Below are 20,581 nucleotides of genomic sequence, written 5' to 3'. Positions count from 1 at the left end.
TCCCGGTTTTATTCGGGATGCATACAGAGAATTTATGCTAAAAATAAAGAATTTACACGCGAGTATAGAAGATAAGGAAATCCTTAAGGGAATTAATCTTGAAATTAATCCGGGAGAAGTTCACGCTATTATGGGACCAAACGGTTCAGGAAAAAGTACGCTTTCTTCGGTAATAGCCGGGAAAGAAGAATTTGAACAAACTCAGGGCGAAATAATTTTTGAAAACACAGAGATTTCAGAAATGGATCCAGAAGAAAGAGCTCATAAAGGAATCTTTCTTTCTTTTCAATATCCTGTGGAAATTCCGGGAGTTTCGGTTACCAATTTTATGAAAACCGCGATCAACGCGCATAGAAAAGCTAACGGACTTGAAGATATGCCGGCTAATGAAATGTTGAAGAAAATTCGCGAGAAATCTGCAGACTTAGAAATAGACCGCAAATTTTTATCAAGATCTTTAAATGCAGGATTTTCAGGTGGTGAAAAGAAAAGAAATGAGATCTTTCAAATGGCTATGCTAGAACCAAAATTAGCAATTCTAGATGAAACCGATTCAGGTTTGGATATAGATGCCCTTAAAGTTGTAGCAGATGGTGTAAACAAATTAAGAAGCAAAGACAACGCGGTATTGCTAATTACGCACTACCAACGTTTACTTAACTATATTGTTCCAGATTTTGTACACGTAATGGTGGATGGTAAAATTGTGAAATCTGGCGGAAAAGAACTTGCATTAGAGCTGGAAGAAAGAGGTTATGAATGGGTGAAGGCTGAAAAAGCGGTTTAGTTCAAGGTTTGAAAACTTTTAAATAGAACTAAAAAGTTGATTCAAACCCTTTCAATTAAGAAGATTTCCGCCGCTGCGGAAATGACAAAAGAATTAAAGATGGAGTTAAAAGAAAAATTAGTATCATCATTCCTGGCATTTGAAGAAGAATTCACAGGAACTAATGATGATCTACATAAAATAAGAAATCAGGCGATTAAAGATTTCGAAACTATAGGTTTTCCAAGCCGAAAGGAAGAAGATTATAAATACACTTCTTTGAAATCGATTTTGAAAGAAGACTACAGTCTTTTTCCAAAGAAGGAAAATGCTATAGAATACAAAGACATTAAAAAATACCTTATTCACGAGATAGATACTTATGATTTGGTGTTTATAGATGGTATTTACTCATCGCACTTATCCAGCACTACGCACGATAAGATTGATGTTTGCCTCATGTCTTCAGCATTGAATAAAGATCTTTATAAGCCGGTAATAGATAATTATTTCAACAAACTGGCGCCTAAAAATGGGTTGAATTCGTTGAATACTGCTTTTACCAAAGAAGGAGCTTTTATTCATATTCATAAGAATACAATGGCAGATAAGCCAATCCAGATCATTAATTTCTCTACAGGAAATGAATCTTCTTTATTGGTCCAACCTCGTAATTTAATCGTGGTAGATGAGAATTCTCATTGCCAGATTATTGAGCGTCACCAAAGTTTGACCGATCACCCGGTACTTACAAATTCAGTTACTGAAATTTTTGCTGATAAAAGGGCAATCGTAGATTATTATAAGATCCAGAACGATAAACTTTCTGCATCTTTAATAGATAACACTTACATCGAGCAGCAATCTGAAAGTTTCTGTTCGGTACATACTTTTTCCCTTGGTGGGAAATTGACCCGAAATAATCTTAATTTTTACCAAAGAGGGGAACGTATAGATTCTACGATGAAAGGTATAACCCTTATTGAAGGAAAACAGCACGTAGACCATAATACTTTGGTACATCACATTGAACCAAATTGTGAATCTCACCAGGACTACAAAGGTATTTTTGATGAAAGATCGGTTGGGGTGTTCAATGGGAAAGTGGTTGTTGAGAAAGAAGCACAGAAAACAAACGCTTACCAGTCTAACAACAATGTTTTATTAAACGATAAAGCGACCATAAACTCAAAACCGCAGTTAGAGATTTTTGCAGATGATGTAAAATGTAGCCACGGTTGTACAATTGGTCAATTAGACGAAGAGGCTTTATTTTATCTTCAATCCCGTGGCATTCCGAAAAAAGAGGCTAGCGGACTTTTAATGTACGCTTTTGCCAATAATGTACTGGAAAGTGTGAAAATTCCAGAAATTAAAAAGAGAATCAATAAACTTATAGCCCATAAATTGGGTGTAGAATTAGGATTCAACCTGTAAATCGCTATCTAAAGTAGCATTAAGTTAGAATCCTCAAATCAATTTTATAAAATGAGCATTGCTACTAATAATATAGCTTTTAATGTTGAAGAAATAAGAAAAGACTTCCCTATCCTAAATAGGGAAGTTAATGGTTATCCCTTGGTTTATTTGGATAATGCGGCGACTTCGCAAACTCCAAAACAGGTAATGGATGCTATTGTAGATTATTATTCTAATTACAACGCCAACATTCATCGTGGTGTGCATAGTCTTTCTCAAGAAGCTACCGATAAATACGAAGGCGCAAGAAAGACGATTCAGCAACATTTTAATGCTGAAAAAACGCACGAAATCATTTTCACTTCAGGAACAACCCACGGGATTAACCTTGTGGCCAGCGGATTTGCTTCTATTCTAAAAAAGGGAGATGAAATCCTTGTTTCGGCATTAGAACATCATTCTAATATTGTGCCCTGGCAAATGCTTTGTGAAAAAACAGGAGCGATTTTAAAAGTGATCCCTATGAATCAGGAAGGCGAACTTATTTATGAAGCCTTTGAGGATTTACTTTCAGAAAATACAAAAATGGTTTTCTTAAATCACGTTTCAAACGCTTTGGGAACTATTAACCCTATAAAAAAGATTATAGATAAATCTCACGAAAAAGGCGCCGCCGTTTTGATTGATGGCGCACAGGCTGCTCCCCATATCAAAGCCGATGTCCAGGCATTAGATGTAGATTTTTATGTTGTTTCTGCCCATAAAATGTGCGGTCCAACCGGAGTTGGTATTTTATATGGAAAAGAAGAATGGCTCCATAAACTTCCACCTTACCAGGGTGGTGGGGAGATGATCGCTACAGTAAGTTTTGAAAAAACCACTTATGCCGATCTTCCGCATAAATTTGAAGCAGGAACACCAAACATTTGCGGTGGCATCGCTTTTGGCGCTGCTATAGATTATATGAACGCTATAGGTTTTGAAGCCATTGCGAGATATGAACAAGATCTACTTGATTACGCCACTTTAAAACTCCTGGAAATAGACGGAATGAAGATCTACGGAACTTCCAGAGATAAAACTGCGGTAATTTCTTTTAATATTGAAGGGCTTCATCCGTATGATATTGGGACGCTCGTCGACAAAATGGGGATAGCAGTTAGAACCGGTCATCATTGTGCGCAACCGATTATGGATTTTTATAAAATTCCGGGTACGGTTAGAGCTTCGTTCTCGTTTTATAATACCAAAGAGGAAATTCACCGATTCATTGATGCGGTTAAAAAAGCTAAAATGATGTTATCTTAATTACTAAAGAATGAAAAAAATCTTATTTATACTCAGCATATTTTTAATGCTTTCCTGCGGAAATTCAGCAGAAAAAGTTTCAGAAGATCCCGCAGACCTCAAGTCCCTTAATGGCGATTACGAATTGCTGGAAATGGATGGAGAAGATATTTCTTCAGAAGGTTTTATTTTCAATTTTAATGGTGAAGAAAAAAGACTTTCGGGAAAAACCGGTTGTAATAATTTCGTAGCCACCTATAAAATTGAAGATTCCATCGTAAAATTTAATCCGCCGCTGGGAACAAAAATGTACTGCGAAGGTAAAATGGAATATGAAGAAATTTTTGGAGAGGTGATTCCAGAAATTAGAAATGTAAAGATTAGCGATAAAGATTTAATATTTTTATCTCAAGACAATCAAGAGCTTTTAAGCCTGCAAAAAACAGAAGAAAGTGAGTAAAAAGATACAGGAGATACAGGAAGAAATTGTAGACGAATTCGCAATGTTTGAGGATTGGATGCAGCGTTATGAATATATGATCGAGCTTGGAAAAGCACTTCCATTAATAGACGAGAAATATAAAATTGACGAAAACCTTATTAAAGGTTGTCAAAGTAAAGTGTGGGTTCACGCCGAGCTGGAAGATGAAAAATTAATTTTCACAGCCGATAGTGATGCGATAATCACCAAAGGAATTGTTGCCATTTTAATCAGGGCATTTTCAAATCATCACCCTTCAGCAATTATTGAAGCCGACACGAAATTTATTGACGAAATTGGCCTAAAAGAGCACTTGTCTCCTACCCGCGCCAATGGTTTGGTGAGTATGATCAAACAACTTAAAATGTATGCTGTGGCATACCAAACACAATTAAACTAAGATGGAACAGGAAATAGACACCCAGGAATTAGGAGAGAAAATTGTAAAGGTTTTAAAAACCATTTACGATCCTGAAATCCCTGTAGATATATATGAATTAGGGCTCATTTACGACGTGATGGTTAATACCGATTACGAAGTAAAGATTTTAATGACACTTACTACACCAAACTGCCCGGTAGCCGAAAGCCTACCACAGGAAGTTAAGGAGAAAGTAGCTTCTATAGATTCGGTAAAAGATGCCGAAGTAGAGATAACCTTTGATCCACCCTGGAATCAGGATCTTATTAGCGAAGAAGCAAAACTGGAATTGGGACTTTTATAAAAAGCCCCCCAGCTCCCAATGGGGGAATAAAAACTTATGCTTTAAATGTTATTAACTTTTAACCATTAACCCATTTTATGGCTGAAGAAATTATAAACCGAGTAGCCAATAGCAAACTAATTACTTTCAATCTTGAAGATTATTATCAGGAAGGAGAACGCGTAATTTTTGATGTTAAAGATTGGCTACTTGAAGGTTTTGTGCTGCGTGAAGGAGAATTTAGAGAACAAGCCAAAAATCACGATTGGAACCAGTACAAAAACAAATTTGTAGCGCTCACCTGCTCTTCTGATGCTATTATTCCTGCCTGGGCTTATATGCTACTGGCCACGTATTTACAGCCTTTTGTCAAAAAAGTAGTAACCGGCGACCTCGAAACACTGGAAACCGTTTTATATACAGAAGCTATTCAAAAAATGGATCTTAGTGAACTTCAAGATAAAGCAATTATTGTAAAAGGTTGCTCACAAAAGCCGGTTCCAAAAAATGCATATTTATTATTAATTGAAAAGCTACAACCTGTTGTAAAAAGTTTAATGTATGGCGAGGCTTGCTCGGCTGTGCCTTTATATAAAAAACCAAAAAATTAAGATGCATCAAGAGATGCTGGGATCATAACGCATTAATACACAGAAAAGAATAATTAAATGAAAAAATTAGTACTTGCTCTCGCCATTTTTGGCGGGATTTTTAATTTGTCGGCTCAGGAAGAGGAAGAAGAACAACAAGAAGGATGGACTAAAGAAGGAAGTATTTCCCTGCTTTTCAATCAATCGGCTTTTAATGATGAATGGACCGGAGGCGGAACATCAAACCTGGCAGGAAATTTTCTTTTTAACTATGATTTCAATTATTTAAAAGACGATTTCACCTGGGATAATAAATTGATGGTAGACTATGGACTTACCAAACAACGCGGTGACGCTTTTGAAAGAAAAACAAGTGATAGGTTAGAATTTAATTCCATTGCCGGGAAACAAGTAGAGGATTCAAATTGGTTTTATTCACTTTTCTTAAATTTTAGAACACAAATTGCAAAAGGTTATAACTTCGGGGAAGACCCAGAATCTGGAGAAACTACCAGAACTGAATACACACATTTCCTTTCCCCCGGGTACCTTCAGTTTGGTCCAGGTATGCTTTGGAAAAAAAGTGAAAATTTTTACGTAAACATTGCTCCGGCTACCGGCCGGATGGTTTTTGTAGATAAATCTTTTACTTCAGGCCCAGATTATGCTGATGGCGATTATTTTGGCGTTGATGCTAACAAAGCGATGCGATTTGAATTAGGAACTTCCGTTTCTGGATACGCCAAGTTTGATATCATTGATAATGTTAGAATGGAAAATATGCTGAATTTATACTCCAACTACCTTGAAGATCCGCAGAATGTGGATATAGATTATACTATGAACATGAAAATGAAGATTAACGATTATCTTTCCACGAATCTAATTTTCCAGGCCATTTATGATGATAATGCTGTAAAAGGATTTCAAATTAGAGAAGTTTTTGGCTTAGGATTTAACTATGGATTTTAAAATTAAAACTAATTCGTAGCGTCCCGCTGATTTCATTATCTATTTTGTTTTGGATAGTACTTAGACGCTGAAATAAATTCAGCGTGACGGTAACAGAAGATGAAATGAATACAACCTGCCTTAATCCGGCGGGTTTGTTGTTTTTAGTAGTTAATTTAGTTAAATATATGTTGAAATAATTTCCACAAAAAACGCAGTAGCAATCTATTATGTAACTTTGTATTTATGATTGAAAAAACCGACCTAACCCACGAAAAAGCTGTTTTAATTGGTATTGTTACCAAAGAACAGGGGCATGATAAATTAGAAGAATATCTGGACGAGCTGGAGTTCCTTACCTATACTGCTGGAGGAGAAGTAATAAAGCGTTTTAGTCAAAATATGGATAAACCCAATCCCAAAACTTTTATTGGGACAGGGAAGATGAATGAGTTAAAAGAATTTGTTGATGAGAATGATGTAGGTACTGCTATTTTTGATGATGAACTTTCACCAGCACAACAAAAAAATATAGAGAAAATACTGAAGTGTAAAGTTTTAGATCGAACTACGCTTATTCTAGATATTTTTGCACAACGCGCACAAACCAGCTACGCCAGGACACAGGTGGAATTAGCGCAATACGAATACTTATTACCAAGACTGGCCGGAATGTGGACTCACCTTGAACGCCAGCGTGGTGGTATTGGAATGCGTGGTCCCGGAGAAACAGAAATTGAAACTGACCGTAGGATTGTTAGAGATAAAATTTCTCTTTTAAAGAAAAAACTTGAGACCATAGACAAACAAATGGAAGTGCAACGCGGTAACCGCGGGCAGTTGGTGCGAGTTGCTCTTGTTGGCTACACCAACGTGGGCAAGTCTACTTTAATGAATACCATTAGTAAAAGTGAAGTTTTTGCCGAAAATAAACTCTTTGCAACTTTAGACACCACGGTAAGAAAAGTGGTGATTCGAAACTTACCTTTCTTGTTAACCGATACGGTAGGGTTTATTAGGAAACTCCCCACACAACTGGTAGAGTCTTTTAAATCTACCTTAGATGAAGTTAGGGAAGCCGATTTACTGTTACACGTGGTAGATATTTCTCACCCCAATTTTGAAGATCATATAGAATCTGTTAACCAGATTATGAGTGAGATCAAAAGTAATGACAAGCCAACAATTATGGTTTTCAATAAAATTGATCAATATGAAGCTGAAGAGATTGAAGAAGACGATTTAATAACTGAAAAGACAAAAGCTCATTATACCCTTAAAGAGTGGAAACAAACCTGGATGAACAAAATGGGAGAAAACGTATTGTTTATTTCGGCTTTGAATAAGGAAAACATGGAAGATTTTAGAAGGAGAGTTTATGAAACGGTTAGAAAAATACATATCACTCGCTTCCCTTATAATAATTTCCTCTACCCGGAATATGATAAATACGGTGAAGAGAAATAAATTCAAAAAAACCCGAATGTTTCCATTCGGGTTTTTTATTTGAATTTAAACTTTCTTAGTCCTCCTCATGAAAGAAAAGAGAGTTAGCTCCAGCCAATTCGTTATTAACAATTGGAGAGATATTCCCACCGGCTTCATAATCATCATCATCAAATGCAAGAACTCTACCGCCACCGTTAGCTACCTCAGCAATATAGATGTTTTCACTTTCCTCATCATAAACTACGTCTACAGGATTTCCTAAAAAAGTATTATCACCTTCAACTCTTACTTGCTCAGAAACGCTCAACATTCCACCATCTTCCACAGCAGCAATTTTTGAATTTGCGTCTTCAATAAAATGAAAAGCACCATCAGAATCTGAATCTGCACTTCCAATATCTGTCATCACAAGAACATCATCGTCACTATCGTAAGCAATCCCGTGGGTTCTTACAATACCTTCAATGGTAATTCTTTTTGTAGGCATAATTTCTTCATCTGCAGTAAAAGTGCCTGAAAAATTATCGAAAATAGCCAGATCGCTTGTTTTATCTACAACTGCATAAAGACTATTTCCATTAAAAGTAATTCCCCAAACGGCAAAATCAACAATTACTGTATTCCTAAGCATTAATCCGTCCTCGCTTCTTGTATAGATAAAAAATCTTCCATCATCAGTAGTATCATCTCCATCTACATCAGCGTTATCGGCTACCACAACAGTGTTACCATTCACAGCAATTTTTCTAGGACTTTCCAGATCACTTTCTGAACTTATATTCAGTTCAAGATCTGCTGTTTGTTCCATAAGCATATCAGATATACCCATAAAAGAATTAATACGATTATCTGAACGTGAAGCTACTAGCAACTCATCGTTTGAAGAATCGTAAAAAACACCTTCATTTGAGCTAGAATTGGTATTTAAAGTTGTAGTACTTGGCGTATCGCCCATATTATAAACCGTTACATTTCCGCTACTACCGCTAGTAACATAAAGTTCTGCACGATCCATTTCACCGGGCATATCATCATCAGTATTATCTACCACATCATCATCGTTACTACAGCTCGCCATAAGGCCTACTGTAGCTAAACTCATTAAATAAAATCTGTAATTTTTCATAGGTTTTGTTAATTGATTAAACTTATTAATTCACAAACCTAAATAAGTAATATTCACCAAAAGTTAATATTCTCTGAATTTCATTCAATTTTATATTTAGTTTAAGAATTTTAACTTCATAATATGCAATTTAACTTTACTCTTAACTTTTCATTTAGGACCAATTAGTCGAAAATTGATTGTACTCCAGATATAAAAAATTCCGTAAATTAGGGAAAACATAAACTTACTGCAATGAAAAAAATATTCTTACTCCCGCTTCTTTTGTGCTTTGGATTAATCTCAGCACAAAGTATTGAAGGTTCCTGGAAGCTTATACAAAAAGATGGAAAAGCCGTTACAGATCGCGAAGTGATTAAAATTATTCAGGATAATTATTTTGCTCTTGGTTCTAAAAACATAAGTAATAACGAATTTTTAGGAGCTGCCGGTGGGGAGTTGAGCCTGGGCGATGAAACTTTTACTGAAATTCGAGATTTTGACACTTACGAAAAGGAAGAAATTGGTGCAGAGCACGAATATAACATTAGTTGGGAAGGGGATAATAAAATGGAAATATCTGATGGTATAACCACAAAAGTTTGGGAAAGAATTTCTGAAGATACCAATGAACTTACAAGAAACTGGGTTATAACCGGCCGTGAAAGAGACGGCGAGATGAACTCGATGACTCCCGGAGACAGGCGTACAGTAAAAATTTTAAGCGGTGGAAGATTTCAATGGATCGCTTTTAATTCAGCAACAAAAGAATTTAATGGCACTGGTGGCGGAACTTATACTGCCGAAGATGGTGTATATACTGAAAATATTGAATTCTTTTCCAGAGATGCAAGCCGTGTAGGAGCAAGCCTGGAGTTTCAATATGAAGTAAAAGATGGTAAGTGGCACCATAAAGGAAAAAGTTCTAAAGGAGATCCTATTTATGAAATCTGGTCTCCCTATAACAAAGCTTATCAGAAATAAATTTATTTCAAACAAATAAACTACTTCTGAGCAAGCTCACGAAGCATTATTATTGAAAAATAATTTGATTTTGAGGCAAGCTTAGGAGCATTTAATCTCGATTATCGAGTAAACCTATCTAATTAAGAAAGCCTCCTTTGGCATATAAAATTCGCCAGGAGGCACTTTTTTTAGACGAAACTGAATTGCCTTCTCCCGGTCTATATATTGCAAACGTATTTTTCCCGAAGTAAAACTTACAGCGCTTTCTATAGTTCCATCGTAAACCCCTTCGGCGATTTTCACCAAATTAATTGTAAAAGTACCAGCATTTTTTCGCTTACAATCGGTTTTTTTCCCCTGGTTAAAAGTCACACAGTGATTCCCCTTAATAGTTTTTTGATTTTCATACTCTAGTTGTAATTCCATAGTATTTTGCCCGTCTGGAGATTCCCAAAACCAGCTACCGGCAAAATCTTGAGAATGCTGCGCAATTGCAAATGTAGTTAGAAGTAAAAAAAGAAATAACATACAAACTCTTTGTGGCAAACCCACAAGATTTAAAAGTAAAACATCTCGATTCGAGGCAGGATGAAGAGAGTTTAAATTTAGATCGTCGGGTAAAGTTTGCTTCATATTTTAATTTTTAAAATAATTCTCCAATTTACTCAATTCCCGCTTATGCGTATGTTATCAATATCATAAGTTGTGGTTTTATCTGGAGCCGACCCCAAATACTTAAATGCAAAACGAATATCTCCTTTTAGACAGGAAATATCTATCTCACTTTTTTTAAAACCTTTTCCGTATTGATTTGTTGGCCCAATGGGAATTACTGCATCTAAAGGTCTCCAGGTTGTGGTTAGTATATTGCCGGTAAATTCTTCAGTAACTAAAACATTAAGAATGGTTGCATTATCGTAAGATGACATAATCTCAAAAGACAATTTTGCCCTAGAAATACTATCTAAATCTATTAACGGACTCACCAACCAGGCTTCCATAGGTGTTTCTTCAGTATTAAATGCTGAAACACGTATATATCGGTTTCCACCAAAAGTTCCCGGTTCAAATGTTTTACCTCCGTTTACATTTACATTAATCCATCCTTTATCTTTCAAGGTGGTTTGACTGGTAATTCCTGTGAAATTTTCTTCAAATATTACTTCGCTACCCCCAAAAATATTATCCCCACAGGTTAAAAAATTAGGGTCGCAGCGTTCTCCATCAAAATTAAAATCATCAGGAGAATTTACTGCAATTACAAAATAATCATCGTAGAAATTTCGAGTTAAAATACCCTTCAGACTCCCGGATTTCTCAGGCAAATACAAAGATTTGAATCCAGAAAAAGTGCTGGTGCTAAGCGTAGCGGTTGCTCCGGTACGACAGCTTTCCAGTTGCCTTTCTCCATCATATTGATCGGTTATCTCACCAGCAAAAGTGTAGTGATGTTGCTCCCTAAGCAGGTTACGGTTAAATTGAACATTACTTACTTTAATCAATAAATTTTCGTGAGTTTCATTAAAAGCAGAAATTTCAAGATGGAGCGGAACGATTTCAGCAGTTTCACTTGTTCTTAAAATATGATCGTCAATTCGGGAAGGGGGTATCGCCACAACATCACCCCTATTCTGCACTCCTAGCTGATGCACGCCATTATTAGACCATAAAGCGAGCCCGTCCAACTTCACATAGATTTTCCTACCAAAATTATAGGTTTCAAACAGGGAGTTATCGTCCACCAACAAAAGGATTCCCGCGATAGGATTTTCAGGTTTATCCTGTAAAACCAATTCTTTATAGAAATTTCCACCTTCATCACTGGAGACAACGTAGGCTTCCATCCAGGTATTGGTTTCAGAAAAGACATAAATTTCTTTGGTTTCAGGGTTAAAATTGCTTTTTACCGCAGAGATTCCTGTAATATTTCCTTCAATATTTATCTCTTTAGTTTTGGGCTCTGGTAGTTCAAAATCATCGGTTTTCACGCAGGAAGTAAATAATAAACCCCCAAAAATCAAGTACATTATTAAGTTAAAATGTTTCATCGCTAAAGTTTTAAAATCTTAAATAAATCATAGCAAAGTAGGATGCGCCCGTACCATACCAGTATTTAGGTCCAAAAATGGGGTTTTCTCTCTCGCGGTCTCGTTTCAGGGTTCTATAATTGGCATTTCGGGATTGCTCAAAACCACCGGTTTTATAAAGCTGATCAAAAATATTATTGAGACTAACAAAAAACCCTATAAACTTGCCTTTAACCAGCCAGGATTTTCCACCAATGACGTTTACCAGCATATAATTATCAAATTGTTCTTGTTTGAGAAGTCCTGCGGCAACATTCTCGTCATAATTTAAAATAGGCAGGCCATCGGTATCATTTAGAAAATTTGAAGTTCGTGTTAAGGGACTAACATCTAAAAAGGCATGAGAAAAGAAATTAAAGGTAGTGCCGAACCACCAATAACCGGGATCTCGATATTCAAAACCAATTTGAGCAGCTCTTTGCGGGCCACCGGCAAGCCGATAATTTTTAATGTAAGAAGTGCCATAATCCACAATATCATTGAAATCATCTGAAGTTAAATACAGCGAAGGATTATTGTTATAGGTGAATTGCCCCATTGCTGCCGCTGCCTTAAGTTTTATAGCTGAAGTTATTTGCGCTTCCATTCCCATTTCAAGGCCCAAATGTTGCTTATTAATTCCGCTTAAAACCTCCTGAACAAAAGCAGTAGTACTATTTCTACCCAATCCAGAAAGGCCATCGGCATAATAAAAAGATATCTCGGTGGCGTTTTTGATTTGGGTGTAGTAAGCAGAAAGTCTCGCTTTAATATTGCTTGATCTATACCGGTAACTTAAATCTACATTCTGCAGTTGTTCGCTTTGTAGACCAATTACCACCTCGTTGTTTTGGCGAGCGTTTGAGAAAGAATTACGAAGGTTTGGTGCTTTGCTATACCAGGCCGCGTTAAAGGCCAGTAAATGGTTTGCAGTGATTTTATAATTAGCGCCAGCTTTCCCACCAAAATCTGTAAAATTTAGTTTTCCGCTTTTACCTAAAGAATTATCAGGATAATTCCCGTTTTGGAAAAGGCCATTTCGTTGATAGAAAGTTTGGGATGCGGTAGTGCCTAAATAAAAATCAAACCGGTCGTAATCAAAATTTAATTGACCAAAAGCATTAACGTTACTCGCAAATAACCTGAAATTATATTTATACGGTTCATTTTCGGTAACATTTCGATTTGGGTTTTGAAGATCGCTTTGGGCTCTTTGTTCCAGGGAGGCTTCCTGGTCACCTTCAGCAAAAAAATCGACATCCAAAAAAGTAGCTCCGCCAAGCATATCTTTTATAGAAGCGAAATTATGAGAGTTCAAATATGAAAAAGCCAATTTTCCATCCAGACTTATACTCTCGCTAATTTTAGCAGAAATAATTGAATTCAAGTCGAATTTCAGGTCGTCGTTACGATCTTCAGCCAGAGCATAAACAGTATAACCGGCAGCAGTATTAGCATTATATAACTGCTGCCAATTTAATTGACCATCTTCTTTAAAATCCTGTTGCGCCAGGTAAGCCGCTTCATAATTAGGATTATCGGGAAAACGTAAATAATAACTGGGTAGCTTTTGATAATAAGTAGGATCTGGATTGGTCCCACCACCAACATAACTATTCTGATCGTTAATTTCAGCCAGCCTGGTTCCTCCAAAATCTATTCTTGAATTTCCTGTTTTCCCAAACTGAAAAGCGAAATTATTATTAATGCTCATTTTTTCTGAAAACTCCCAAAAATGATTTAGCATTAATATAGGCTCTTTTATTTCCCTAACCCTGGAATTCCTAATTTCACCATCCTGGTAGCCCCAATAAGCGTTATACTTTCTTCCTTTTAGTTCAAAAACCTCAGCTGTATTGGGTGAAGATTTTCCGCGAATATTTGGCGTGTAAAATCCGGTGAAATTAAGACTATGCTTCTCATTAAAAGTTTTTTCAACAGATAGAAAAAAAGCATTAGCATCATATAAAGTACCGTCTACATAAGCTTCTTTCGCAAATCTACGAGAAGCAGAAATGGAATAAGCCCAGCCATTTTTTAATTCTCCAGAGCCATAACTGGCCATTAACCTTCCAAAATAACTTCTATTTGCCGCTGCAATAGAAGCTTTCCCTCCTTTTGCGTACTGTGAAGCGCGCATAATAATATTAGTGGTTCCTGCCAGTCCCCCAAAACTTACATCTGAAGGAGTTAAGCCCATAGAAAAAACCTGGTTACGCTGCACATCGTTTAGGCCTCCCCAGGCACTCCATTGCGGGCGGCCGGTATAGGTTTTGTTCATTTCTACCCCATTAATTAAAACTTTCCCATGTTCACTATCCAGGCCTCGTGGTCTAAAAAATGTTTGACTAAAATCAAAAGCCGCTGCATTAAGAAAAATATCGCGAGAAGCCTGCAAAAGCCCAGAGAGATTATCTATCTGGGCTTCATCTTCATCCAGCTCAGCATCAGAAAGGCTTATCGTGCTAATTTGATTGGCATAATCTGCAAGAATAGGATGCATTAGAATCAAGCCGAGATCTTTTTCGGTTCCAGTTTCAATAACTATTGGAATTCGAAGTTCTTTATAATCGGTGAGGCTTACTCTTAAAACCTGTTCGCCGAGCGGAAGTTTTTTTGAAGTAAATAAAAATGCTCCATTTTCATCTGAAATTGTTTTAAAAAAGCTTTTCTCAATAAACAACTCTGCGCCAGCTAATTTCTTATAATTTTGTGCATCTACTAATGTTCCTCCCAGAGAAGTTTCCTGCGCGAGGGAGGCTGAGTGTATCAACCCCAAAAAGAGAAGAAATAATACAAATTTCATTAGTTTTTAATTGCATAATCAATATAAGTTTAGATATTTATTACATAAATAGCAATTTATCAGTGTTTTATGTGAATAATTTAAAGGTTTTGTAAGATTATGATTACCCGTGTTTTTCCCTTTTTAGGCTTTTGTCTTTTATTCTTGTTTTCTGTTGAAAGTCTTTTCTCACAGGAAAAACAGGACTATAAAATTATAAGCATTGCATTCTATAATGTTGAAAATCTATTTGACACCGAGAATAATCCATTCACTTTCGATGATGATCGCACACCGGAAGGAGACGATGTTTGGACTATTGAAAAATACCGAGATAAATTAAAGAAACTGGCAAGGGTGATTTCTGAAATTGGCAGAGAAACAACGCAGCAGCCTCCCGAAATTATAGGTATTTGTGAAATTGAAAACCGCCAGGTATTAGAAGATCTTATAAATGAGCCAATACTACAGGAATATAACTACGGGATAGTGCATTATGACTCTCCAGATCGCCGAGGGATTGATGTAGCGCTACTTTACAGAAAGGATATTTTCAGACTGGAAAACTCTGTTTCTCACGAGTTAGTAATCTATAATAGCAGTGAACCGAATAAGCGTGTTTATACCAGGGATCAATTGGTGGTGAGTGGAGCAATTGATGGAGAAAAAATGCATTTTATAGTGAACCACTGGCCATCCCGAAGTGGCGGTGAAGCAGCTAGCAGTTATAAACGGGAAAAAGCAGCAAACTTAAATAAAACAATCCTGGATTCGATTTTTAAAAGGGAACCACTTGCTCGAGTTATAAGTATGGGTGATTTCAACGACGATCCTACCAATAAAAGTATCAAAGAAATTCTTGCAACAAAAGCCGATCAGGAAGGTTTGAGCGAACATCAATTGTATAATCCCATGGAAAATATGCAAAAACGGGGAATGGGTACCCTGGCCTATAGAGACGGCTGGAATTTATTTGACCAGATATTTATTTCAGGAGCTTTAACCAAAAAAGACTACACTAGTTTTCAGTTTTATAAGGCAGGAATTTTTAATAAAAAATACCTAATTACAGAAAAAGGACAATATAAGGGATATCCGTTTCGGAGTTATGGGTACAGTGGCTATCAGGGCGGTTACAGCGACCATTTTCCAGTTTATATTTACTTAATAAAAGAAGTCAGTTCCCCTGAAGAAGGGGAGTAAAACCCAATAACTCATGACACGCCAGAGGTATGAAAATTAAATTCCAGCTTAATTTCGATGGAAAACATCGAGGCGTAAAAATTTATCAAAAGCGATAGAAAACCGTTCTAAAACCAGGCACTCCAGGGAATACGGCTAAGCATTAAAATCAATGCGATAGTATAAAATATAGCAAGTATTTTGAACTTTGGCTTAGAAGTTAGTTTACTCTTATGTTTAGAGTATCCTATGGTAATTAATGTAACAGCGATAATCATAATTAGTGGATGCTCTATAAGGTAAAGTCTAAGCGTTGGATCTGGCATTACTTTGCCCATTCCTTCTTCCAAAAGAACCGAGAAATAAGGAGATACAAAGTATAAAACAATTCCTATTAAAAGCTGAATATGGGAAGTGATAAGCGTAAAAAGCGCGATCCTAAAATTAGTGGCTGCATATTCTTTATTAGAAGCAAAACCAATAATGGCATTTATTGAGGCTACAAACAAAACAATAAGTACTAAATACGCCCAGTAAGAGTGTATAAATTGAACGGTTGCATACATAGAAGTAAAATTTTTAGTAAAGATAGGATTTTCTATAAAAAAGCAACTTGATTATACTTCTTAGTTTAGAAACACACCTTAAGTTTACTTTTTACACCTTAACAGGGATTGTGATAAATATTATATTATTTTTTGGCATTTTAATTGATAGTAATTCAAAATACCAGCCATTCTATTAAGTTTCTTATTTAATTACTAACTATTAAATCTAATCTCTTATGAAACCTAAGAAAAATGCCAAAGCCGATCTTCGAAAAAAATCAAACCTGTTTTTATCAATAGGACTTATCCTCGCTTTATTAGTCAGTCTATTAATGATAGAGTGGAAAACCTATGACAGGGAAGAATATACCAGGGAGCAGGTTTATTTAGATGCTATGGAGGATGAAGTTGTCCCAATTACCGAATTAGTCAGGACTCCACCTCCAGCACCACCGGTAATTCCCGATGTGATAGATGTTATTAAAGATGATTCTCAAGTTAAAGAAGACGAAATTGAGCCGACTGAAATAAGTCTGGAAGATATTGTTGAGCCAGAAGATATCATAGAGCCTACACCCAATGAAGATCCAGAAACCGTACCTTTTACTTTAATTGAAGATGTACCAATATTCCCGGGCTGTGAAAATCTGAAAGATAATACTGAAAGAAAAACCTGTATGAGCGAGAAAATTACCAGCTATGTAAACAAGAATTTCAACAAAGAACTGGGAAGCGAATTGGGGCTCACTGGAGTAAACCGTATTAATATCCTCTTTCAAATTGACACCAATGGAAATATCGTAAACATCCAGGCTCGCACTCCGCATCCAAAATTAGAAGAAGAAGCCAAAAAACTTATTGAAGCTCTACCAAAAATGCAACCGGGAAAACAACGTGGAAAGCCGGTAAAGGTAAATTATGCCTTACCTATAATTTTCCAGGTTCAGGAATAAAAAAATTTCAAATTATACAAAAACAAAAAACCACCCCGATTTGGGGTGGTTTTCATATAATCTAAAACCTTGAGCTTAGTTAAAAGAATATCTCAAACCAACCTGCATTTGCCATCTTGATGACTGTAATCCAGAATCGTCAATCTGATTTCGAGTAACGCCCGTATTATCATCAAAGGTAAATTGTGGAGTTGTTCCATCTTCAGCAAAACCTTCAAAGTTCGTAAATCTCTGTGTTCCTGTAAATCGCCTTACACCCCATTCTTTATTCAAGAAATTTGTAAAGTTGAAGATATCAGCAGAAAATTCAAATCTATGAGTTGTTTCCTTAATTTTAATAGCAAATTCCTGAGCAAATTTAAGGTCGATAATATGTGACCACTCAGTTCTTGCACCATTTCGTTCTGCGAACTGTCCTCTTCTAGTACTTAAATACTCATCCCCTTCTATAAAAGCATCCATCAAGGCCCATTGTTGTGATGCAGTTAAATCATCACTATCAATTAAGTGAGCCTCTGCTTCATTAGAAGGTATATAAGGCAATGCACCGGTATTATTACCCGTATCATTGATCAAGCGATCACCGAAAACTGTATAACTGAAAGGATCACCCTGTCTACCTTCATAAAATAAACCAATTCTAGTATTTAAGTTTTCTGTCCATTTTAATTCTATGGTGGAATTCGCAATTACACGATGTCCTGGTGCAAAATCAGATCTAGAAAGCGAAAGATTATTAGAACCATTAATAGACTCCTGGAATCTCCATTGTGAACTGTTCTGAGAAGAGGTTGCATCAAATAATACACTGGATTCTCCATAAGAATAAGAGACTTGGCCGGTTACATCTATAAATGAACTATAAAAGTTTTTAGCCAATGTAGCGACAGCGTTATAAGAGTGTCCTTCTTTTACATTATAACCCATATATACAGCGTCATAAGTATCATCGATTCTATCGCCTGCGTAATGAAAACGAGAACCTGCTCCCGTGGTAGTAAATTCTGGACTTTCAAGATTAATATTCTCGTATGCAACAGCATTAAGATCATCATTATAGATAAAATCTGCAGAAATTGTCCAGTTTCCAGGCAATCTTTGGTCTACCGCAATATTAGTTTTCCAAACCTGAGGTAATTTAAAATCTTTCTCAAATAAATTGATTTCACCACCTACCTGACCGGACCCTTGCGGTGGATCTTGTAGCTGATTGTTTGGGTTTGGCTCAAAATCAGGTACACCATCTCCTGTTCTGAATACGTATCCTGCAGTTAAGCCATTATTATTATATGCTCCACCAGGCCAAACTAACGGCAATCTAGAGGTGAAGACTCCTGTACCACCTCGCACCTGAGTTGTGCGGTCTCCATTAACATCCCAGTTAAACCCAAAGCGAGGGGCGAAGTGGATGTTTGCATCAATTCCCTCACCTACTCTTGCTCCTCTTAAATCACGACCTTGAGCCTCTAGAAGAGGTATTGTTCTGTTATTAAAATCTTCATTTACTAGGCCATCACCCCAAAAAGGGACGTCGATTCTCGCTCCTAATGTAAGTTTCAAATTTTCAGTTGCATTGTAAACATCTTGAACATATAATCCAAACTGAAAAATATCAAACTCAGCAGCTCCTTCCGAATCATCGCCTGATCCACCGATCAAAGAGTATCCGTGACGATAACGATTTGCTCTATTTCCTACTAAAAAGTCATTCAAATTATTAAACCTGTAATCTCCAAAGTTTTGTCTAAAGAAAACATTTCTTGAAGAAGAAAATTCATTATTGGTACCGATGGTTATATTATGTTTTCCTGCATAAATATCAAAGTTATCGGTTAAAGTTAGATTGCTTTGATCTAATGCATTAGCGGTAGAAAAAGCCTCAGAACCAAAATTAATACTTCCCTGGCCGTCAATAATCTCCACACTTGGGAAATTACCTCCTTGCGGATCTCTATTATCGTTTACAGTTGTCCAACCTAAAACAAAATTATTAGCCATATTATCACCGATTTGTGAACTTAATTCCAGGGCTGTAGAATTAGTAACAGATTCAAAGTTTACTGCACCGTTAAAAAAGTTAATGTTGCTCGGTGTTGAGCCTCTTGCTTGAAGTTGAACCGCTTTAACATAACTATGCTTAAAAGATAGCTTATTACTCTCATTAATGTTCCAGTCAATTTTTCCGATTAATTTATCACTAACCAAGGATGAAGCTGTATTTAAAAATGCACCTGGTTCGTAACCGTACTCATTAGCTAAAAAATTTGATAATCCCTCTATATCTGCCTGAGAAGCATCTCCTCTATAGTTAACAAAATCGAAAGGTTGAGGAGTTTCATTATCCTGTCTTTCATAGTTAACAAAGAAAAATAATTTATCTTCAATAATTGGCCCACCTATTCTTACACCAGTAGTTACAGCTGAAAACTCATCTAGTCTTTCACGTACTCCATCCTCTCCTACTAACCCAACAGGTGTTTTACCAGCAAGCTTTTCATTTCTTAAAAAGCTATAAACCGAGCCTTCGAAATTATTGGTACCCGATTTGGTAATCGCGTTAATACTACCCCCTGCAAAACCAGATTGTCTTACATCAAAAGGAGCTACGTTAATTTGAAAAGATTCAATTGCATCTAATGAAATCGGACTTACGCCTGTTTGTCCTCCATTTGTTCCACTACCAGCTAATCCAAATACATCGTTATTAACAGCTCCATCAATAAAAATTGCATTGTAGCGATTATTTTGCCCACTTATAGAAATTACATCATCACCGGTAACCTGTGCTTGAGGGGTTAACCTGGCAAAATCTGCAATATTTCTCGAAATAGAAGGCAATGTATTAACTTGTTTTTGAGTCACTTTAGTCTCAGCACCTGTTTTTCCAGAATCAAAAACACTATTTTGACTACCAGTAATAACTACTTCCTGCAATTCATTAGAAGACTCATTTAGAGAAGCATTAATTCTTCTAGAATCACCCAATTGTAAATTTAAGTTATTAGCTACATAATTTTCAAATCCAACAAATGAAATTGTAACTGTGTAAGGACCTCCAACACGCATATTTGATATACGATAATAACCTTCAAAATCTGTCATTGCTCCGTACTGGGTACCGGAAGGTTCGTGAACCGCAATAACATTGGCGCCAGGTAGGGGTGCATTATTATTGTCCAAAACCCTCCCGTTTAGGGAAGATGTTGTTACCCCCTGAGCAAAAATTGTAGCTGATGTTAAAAACAACGCTAATGCTAGTAATTTCCTCATTTCTTTTAATTTGTTTGTTTTTGAGTTTAAATTCGATGCAAATGAAGCTAAATCCTACA

The 20,581-nt window shown here is 36.4% G+C and carries 18 protein-coding genes; 12 read left to right on the top strand and 6 right to left on the bottom strand.

Features of this window, described 5'->3' with window-relative positions:
- The first annotated feature begins 34 nt into the window (after nucleotides 1-34).
- The 9 genes from sufC to hflX all read left to right on the top strand — a co-directional run bounded on the left by sufC (nucleotide 35) and on the right by hflX (nucleotide 7,665).
- Nucleotides 35-787, top strand: a complete 753-nt coding sequence (gene sufC, locus FG27_RS10330; RefSeq protein WP_037318733.1) for a Fe-S cluster assembly ATPase SufC — start codon at nucleotides 35-37, stop codon at nucleotides 785-787.
- A 99-nt stretch (nucleotides 788-886) separates the two neighbouring features.
- Entirely contained in the window at nucleotides 887-2,203 is a 1,317-nt protein-coding gene (gene sufD / locus FG27_RS10325) for a Fe-S cluster assembly protein SufD (RefSeq protein WP_037322163.1), read from the top strand.
- A gap of 51 nt (nucleotides 2,204-2,254) precedes the next feature.
- Nucleotides 2,255-3,493, top strand: coding sequence for an aminotransferase class V-fold PLP-dependent enzyme (locus FG27_RS10320; RefSeq protein WP_037318731.1), 1,239 nt, complete (start codon nucleotides 2,255-2,257; stop codon nucleotides 3,491-3,493).
- Between the two features lie 10 nt (nucleotides 3,494-3,503).
- Nucleotides 3,504-3,932: an META domain-containing protein gene (locus FG27_RS10315; RefSeq protein WP_081912611.1), complete on the top strand. Its 429-nt coding sequence runs from the start codon at nucleotides 3,504-3,506 to the stop codon at nucleotides 3,930-3,932.
- Nucleotides 3,925-4,353, top strand: coding sequence for a SufE family protein (locus tag FG27_RS10310; RefSeq protein WP_369794114.1), 429 nt, complete (start codon nucleotides 3,925-3,927; stop codon nucleotides 4,351-4,353). The genes FG27_RS10315 and FG27_RS10310 overlap by 8 nt, the downstream gene beginning before the upstream one ends.
- Before the next feature lies 1 nt (nucleotide 4,354).
- Nucleotides 4,355-4,678 carry an iron-sulfur cluster assembly protein gene (locus tag FG27_RS10305; RefSeq protein ID WP_037318727.1) on the top strand — a complete coding sequence of 108 codons (324 nt, stop codon included), beginning with the start codon at nucleotides 4,355-4,357 and terminating at the stop codon, nucleotides 4,676-4,678.
- 77 nt (nucleotides 4,679-4,755) lie between these two features.
- Nucleotides 4,756-5,268: a DUF2480 family protein gene (locus FG27_RS10300; RefSeq protein WP_037318725.1), complete on the top strand. Its 513-nt coding sequence runs from the start codon at nucleotides 4,756-4,758 to the stop codon at nucleotides 5,266-5,268.
- A 57-nt stretch (nucleotides 5,269-5,325) separates the two neighbouring features.
- Nucleotides 5,326-6,219, top strand: coding sequence for a DUF3078 domain-containing protein (locus FG27_RS10295; RefSeq protein WP_037318723.1), 894 nt, complete (start codon nucleotides 5,326-5,328; stop codon nucleotides 6,217-6,219).
- Nucleotides 6,220-6,444: 225 nt separating this feature from the next.
- Nucleotides 6,445-7,665: a GTPase HflX gene (hflX, locus tag FG27_RS10290; protein ID WP_037318721.1), complete on the top strand. Its 1,221-nt coding sequence runs from the start codon at nucleotides 6,445-6,447 to the stop codon at nucleotides 7,663-7,665.
- A 55-nt stretch (nucleotides 7,666-7,720) separates the two neighbouring features.
- On the opposite strand, the gene FG27_RS10285 is transcribed toward hflX, so the two are convergent.
- Nucleotides 7,721-8,773 (bottom strand): hypothetical protein, encoded by a 1,053-nt coding sequence (locus FG27_RS10285; RefSeq protein ID WP_037318720.1) that lies wholly within the window; start codon nucleotides 8,771-8,773, stop codon nucleotides 7,721-7,723.
- A gap of 234 nt (nucleotides 8,774-9,007) precedes the next feature.
- On the opposite strand from FG27_RS10285, the gene FG27_RS10280 reads away from it, so the two are divergent.
- The gene (locus FG27_RS10280; protein ID WP_037318719.1) at nucleotides 9,008-9,736 is read left to right on the top strand and encodes a hypothetical protein; all 729 of its coding nucleotides are present in this window, start codon (nucleotides 9,008-9,010) and stop codon (nucleotides 9,734-9,736) included.
- Nucleotides 9,737-9,850: 114 nt separating this feature from the next.
- Here FG27_RS10280 and FG27_RS10275 read toward each other — a convergent pair whose 3' ends face one another.
- Genes FG27_RS10275 through FG27_RS10265 form a run of 3 tightly spaced genes read right to left on the bottom strand, consistent with a single transcriptional unit; the run spans nucleotide 9,851 to nucleotide 14,590 of the window.
- Nucleotides 9,851-10,351 carry a hypothetical protein gene (locus tag FG27_RS10275; protein ID WP_037318718.1) on the bottom strand — a complete coding sequence of 167 codons (501 nt, stop codon included), beginning with the start codon at nucleotides 10,349-10,351 and terminating at the stop codon, nucleotides 9,851-9,853.
- A 32-nt stretch (nucleotides 10,352-10,383) separates the two neighbouring features.
- The gene (locus FG27_RS10270; RefSeq protein WP_037318717.1) at nucleotides 10,384-11,766 is read right to left on the bottom strand and encodes a DUF5689 domain-containing protein; all 1,383 of its coding nucleotides are present in this window, start codon (nucleotides 11,764-11,766) and stop codon (nucleotides 10,384-10,386) included.
- A gap of 10 nt (nucleotides 11,767-11,776) precedes the next feature.
- Nucleotides 11,777-14,590 carry a TonB-dependent receptor gene (locus FG27_RS10265; RefSeq protein WP_037318716.1) on the bottom strand — a complete coding sequence of 938 codons (2,814 nt, stop codon included), beginning with the start codon at nucleotides 14,588-14,590 and terminating at the stop codon, nucleotides 11,777-11,779.
- Nucleotides 14,591-14,689: 99 nt separating this feature from the next.
- Between FG27_RS10265 and FG27_RS10260 the strand changes: the two genes are divergently transcribed.
- Nucleotides 14,690-15,772, top strand: a complete 1,083-nt coding sequence (locus FG27_RS10260; protein WP_037318714.1) for an endonuclease/exonuclease/phosphatase family protein — start codon at nucleotides 14,690-14,692, stop codon at nucleotides 15,770-15,772.
- Nucleotides 15,773-15,879: 107 nt separating this feature from the next.
- Here FG27_RS10260 and FG27_RS10255 read toward each other — a convergent pair whose 3' ends face one another.
- Nucleotides 15,880-16,317, bottom strand: a complete 438-nt coding sequence (locus FG27_RS10255) for a hypothetical protein (protein WP_037318711.1) — start codon at nucleotides 16,315-16,317, stop codon at nucleotides 15,880-15,882.
- 218 nt (nucleotides 16,318-16,535) lie between these two features.
- Here FG27_RS10255 and FG27_RS10250 point away from each other — a divergent pair, with 218 nt between their 5' ends.
- The gene (locus FG27_RS10250; RefSeq protein WP_037318709.1) at nucleotides 16,536-17,252 is read left to right on the top strand and encodes an energy transducer TonB; all 717 of its coding nucleotides are present in this window, start codon (nucleotides 16,536-16,538) and stop codon (nucleotides 17,250-17,252) included.
- A gap of 75 nt (nucleotides 17,253-17,327) precedes the next feature.
- Here FG27_RS10250 and FG27_RS10245 read toward each other — a convergent pair whose 3' ends face one another.
- Nucleotides 17,328-20,522 (bottom strand): carboxypeptidase regulatory-like domain-containing protein, encoded by a 3,195-nt coding sequence (locus tag FG27_RS10245; protein WP_037318706.1) that lies wholly within the window; start codon nucleotides 20,520-20,522, stop codon nucleotides 17,328-17,330.
- Nucleotides 20,523-20,581: the final 59 nt, after the last annotated feature.

Origin of the sequence: Salegentibacter sp. Hel_I_6, from assembly GCF_000745315.1 — a bacterium.
Classification (GTDB): domain Bacteria; phylum Bacteroidota; class Bacteroidia; order Flavobacteriales; family Flavobacteriaceae; genus Salegentibacter.
The sequence above is the reverse complement of the archived record's forward strand: the minus strand, read 5'-3'. Positions and strand labels throughout refer to the sequence as shown.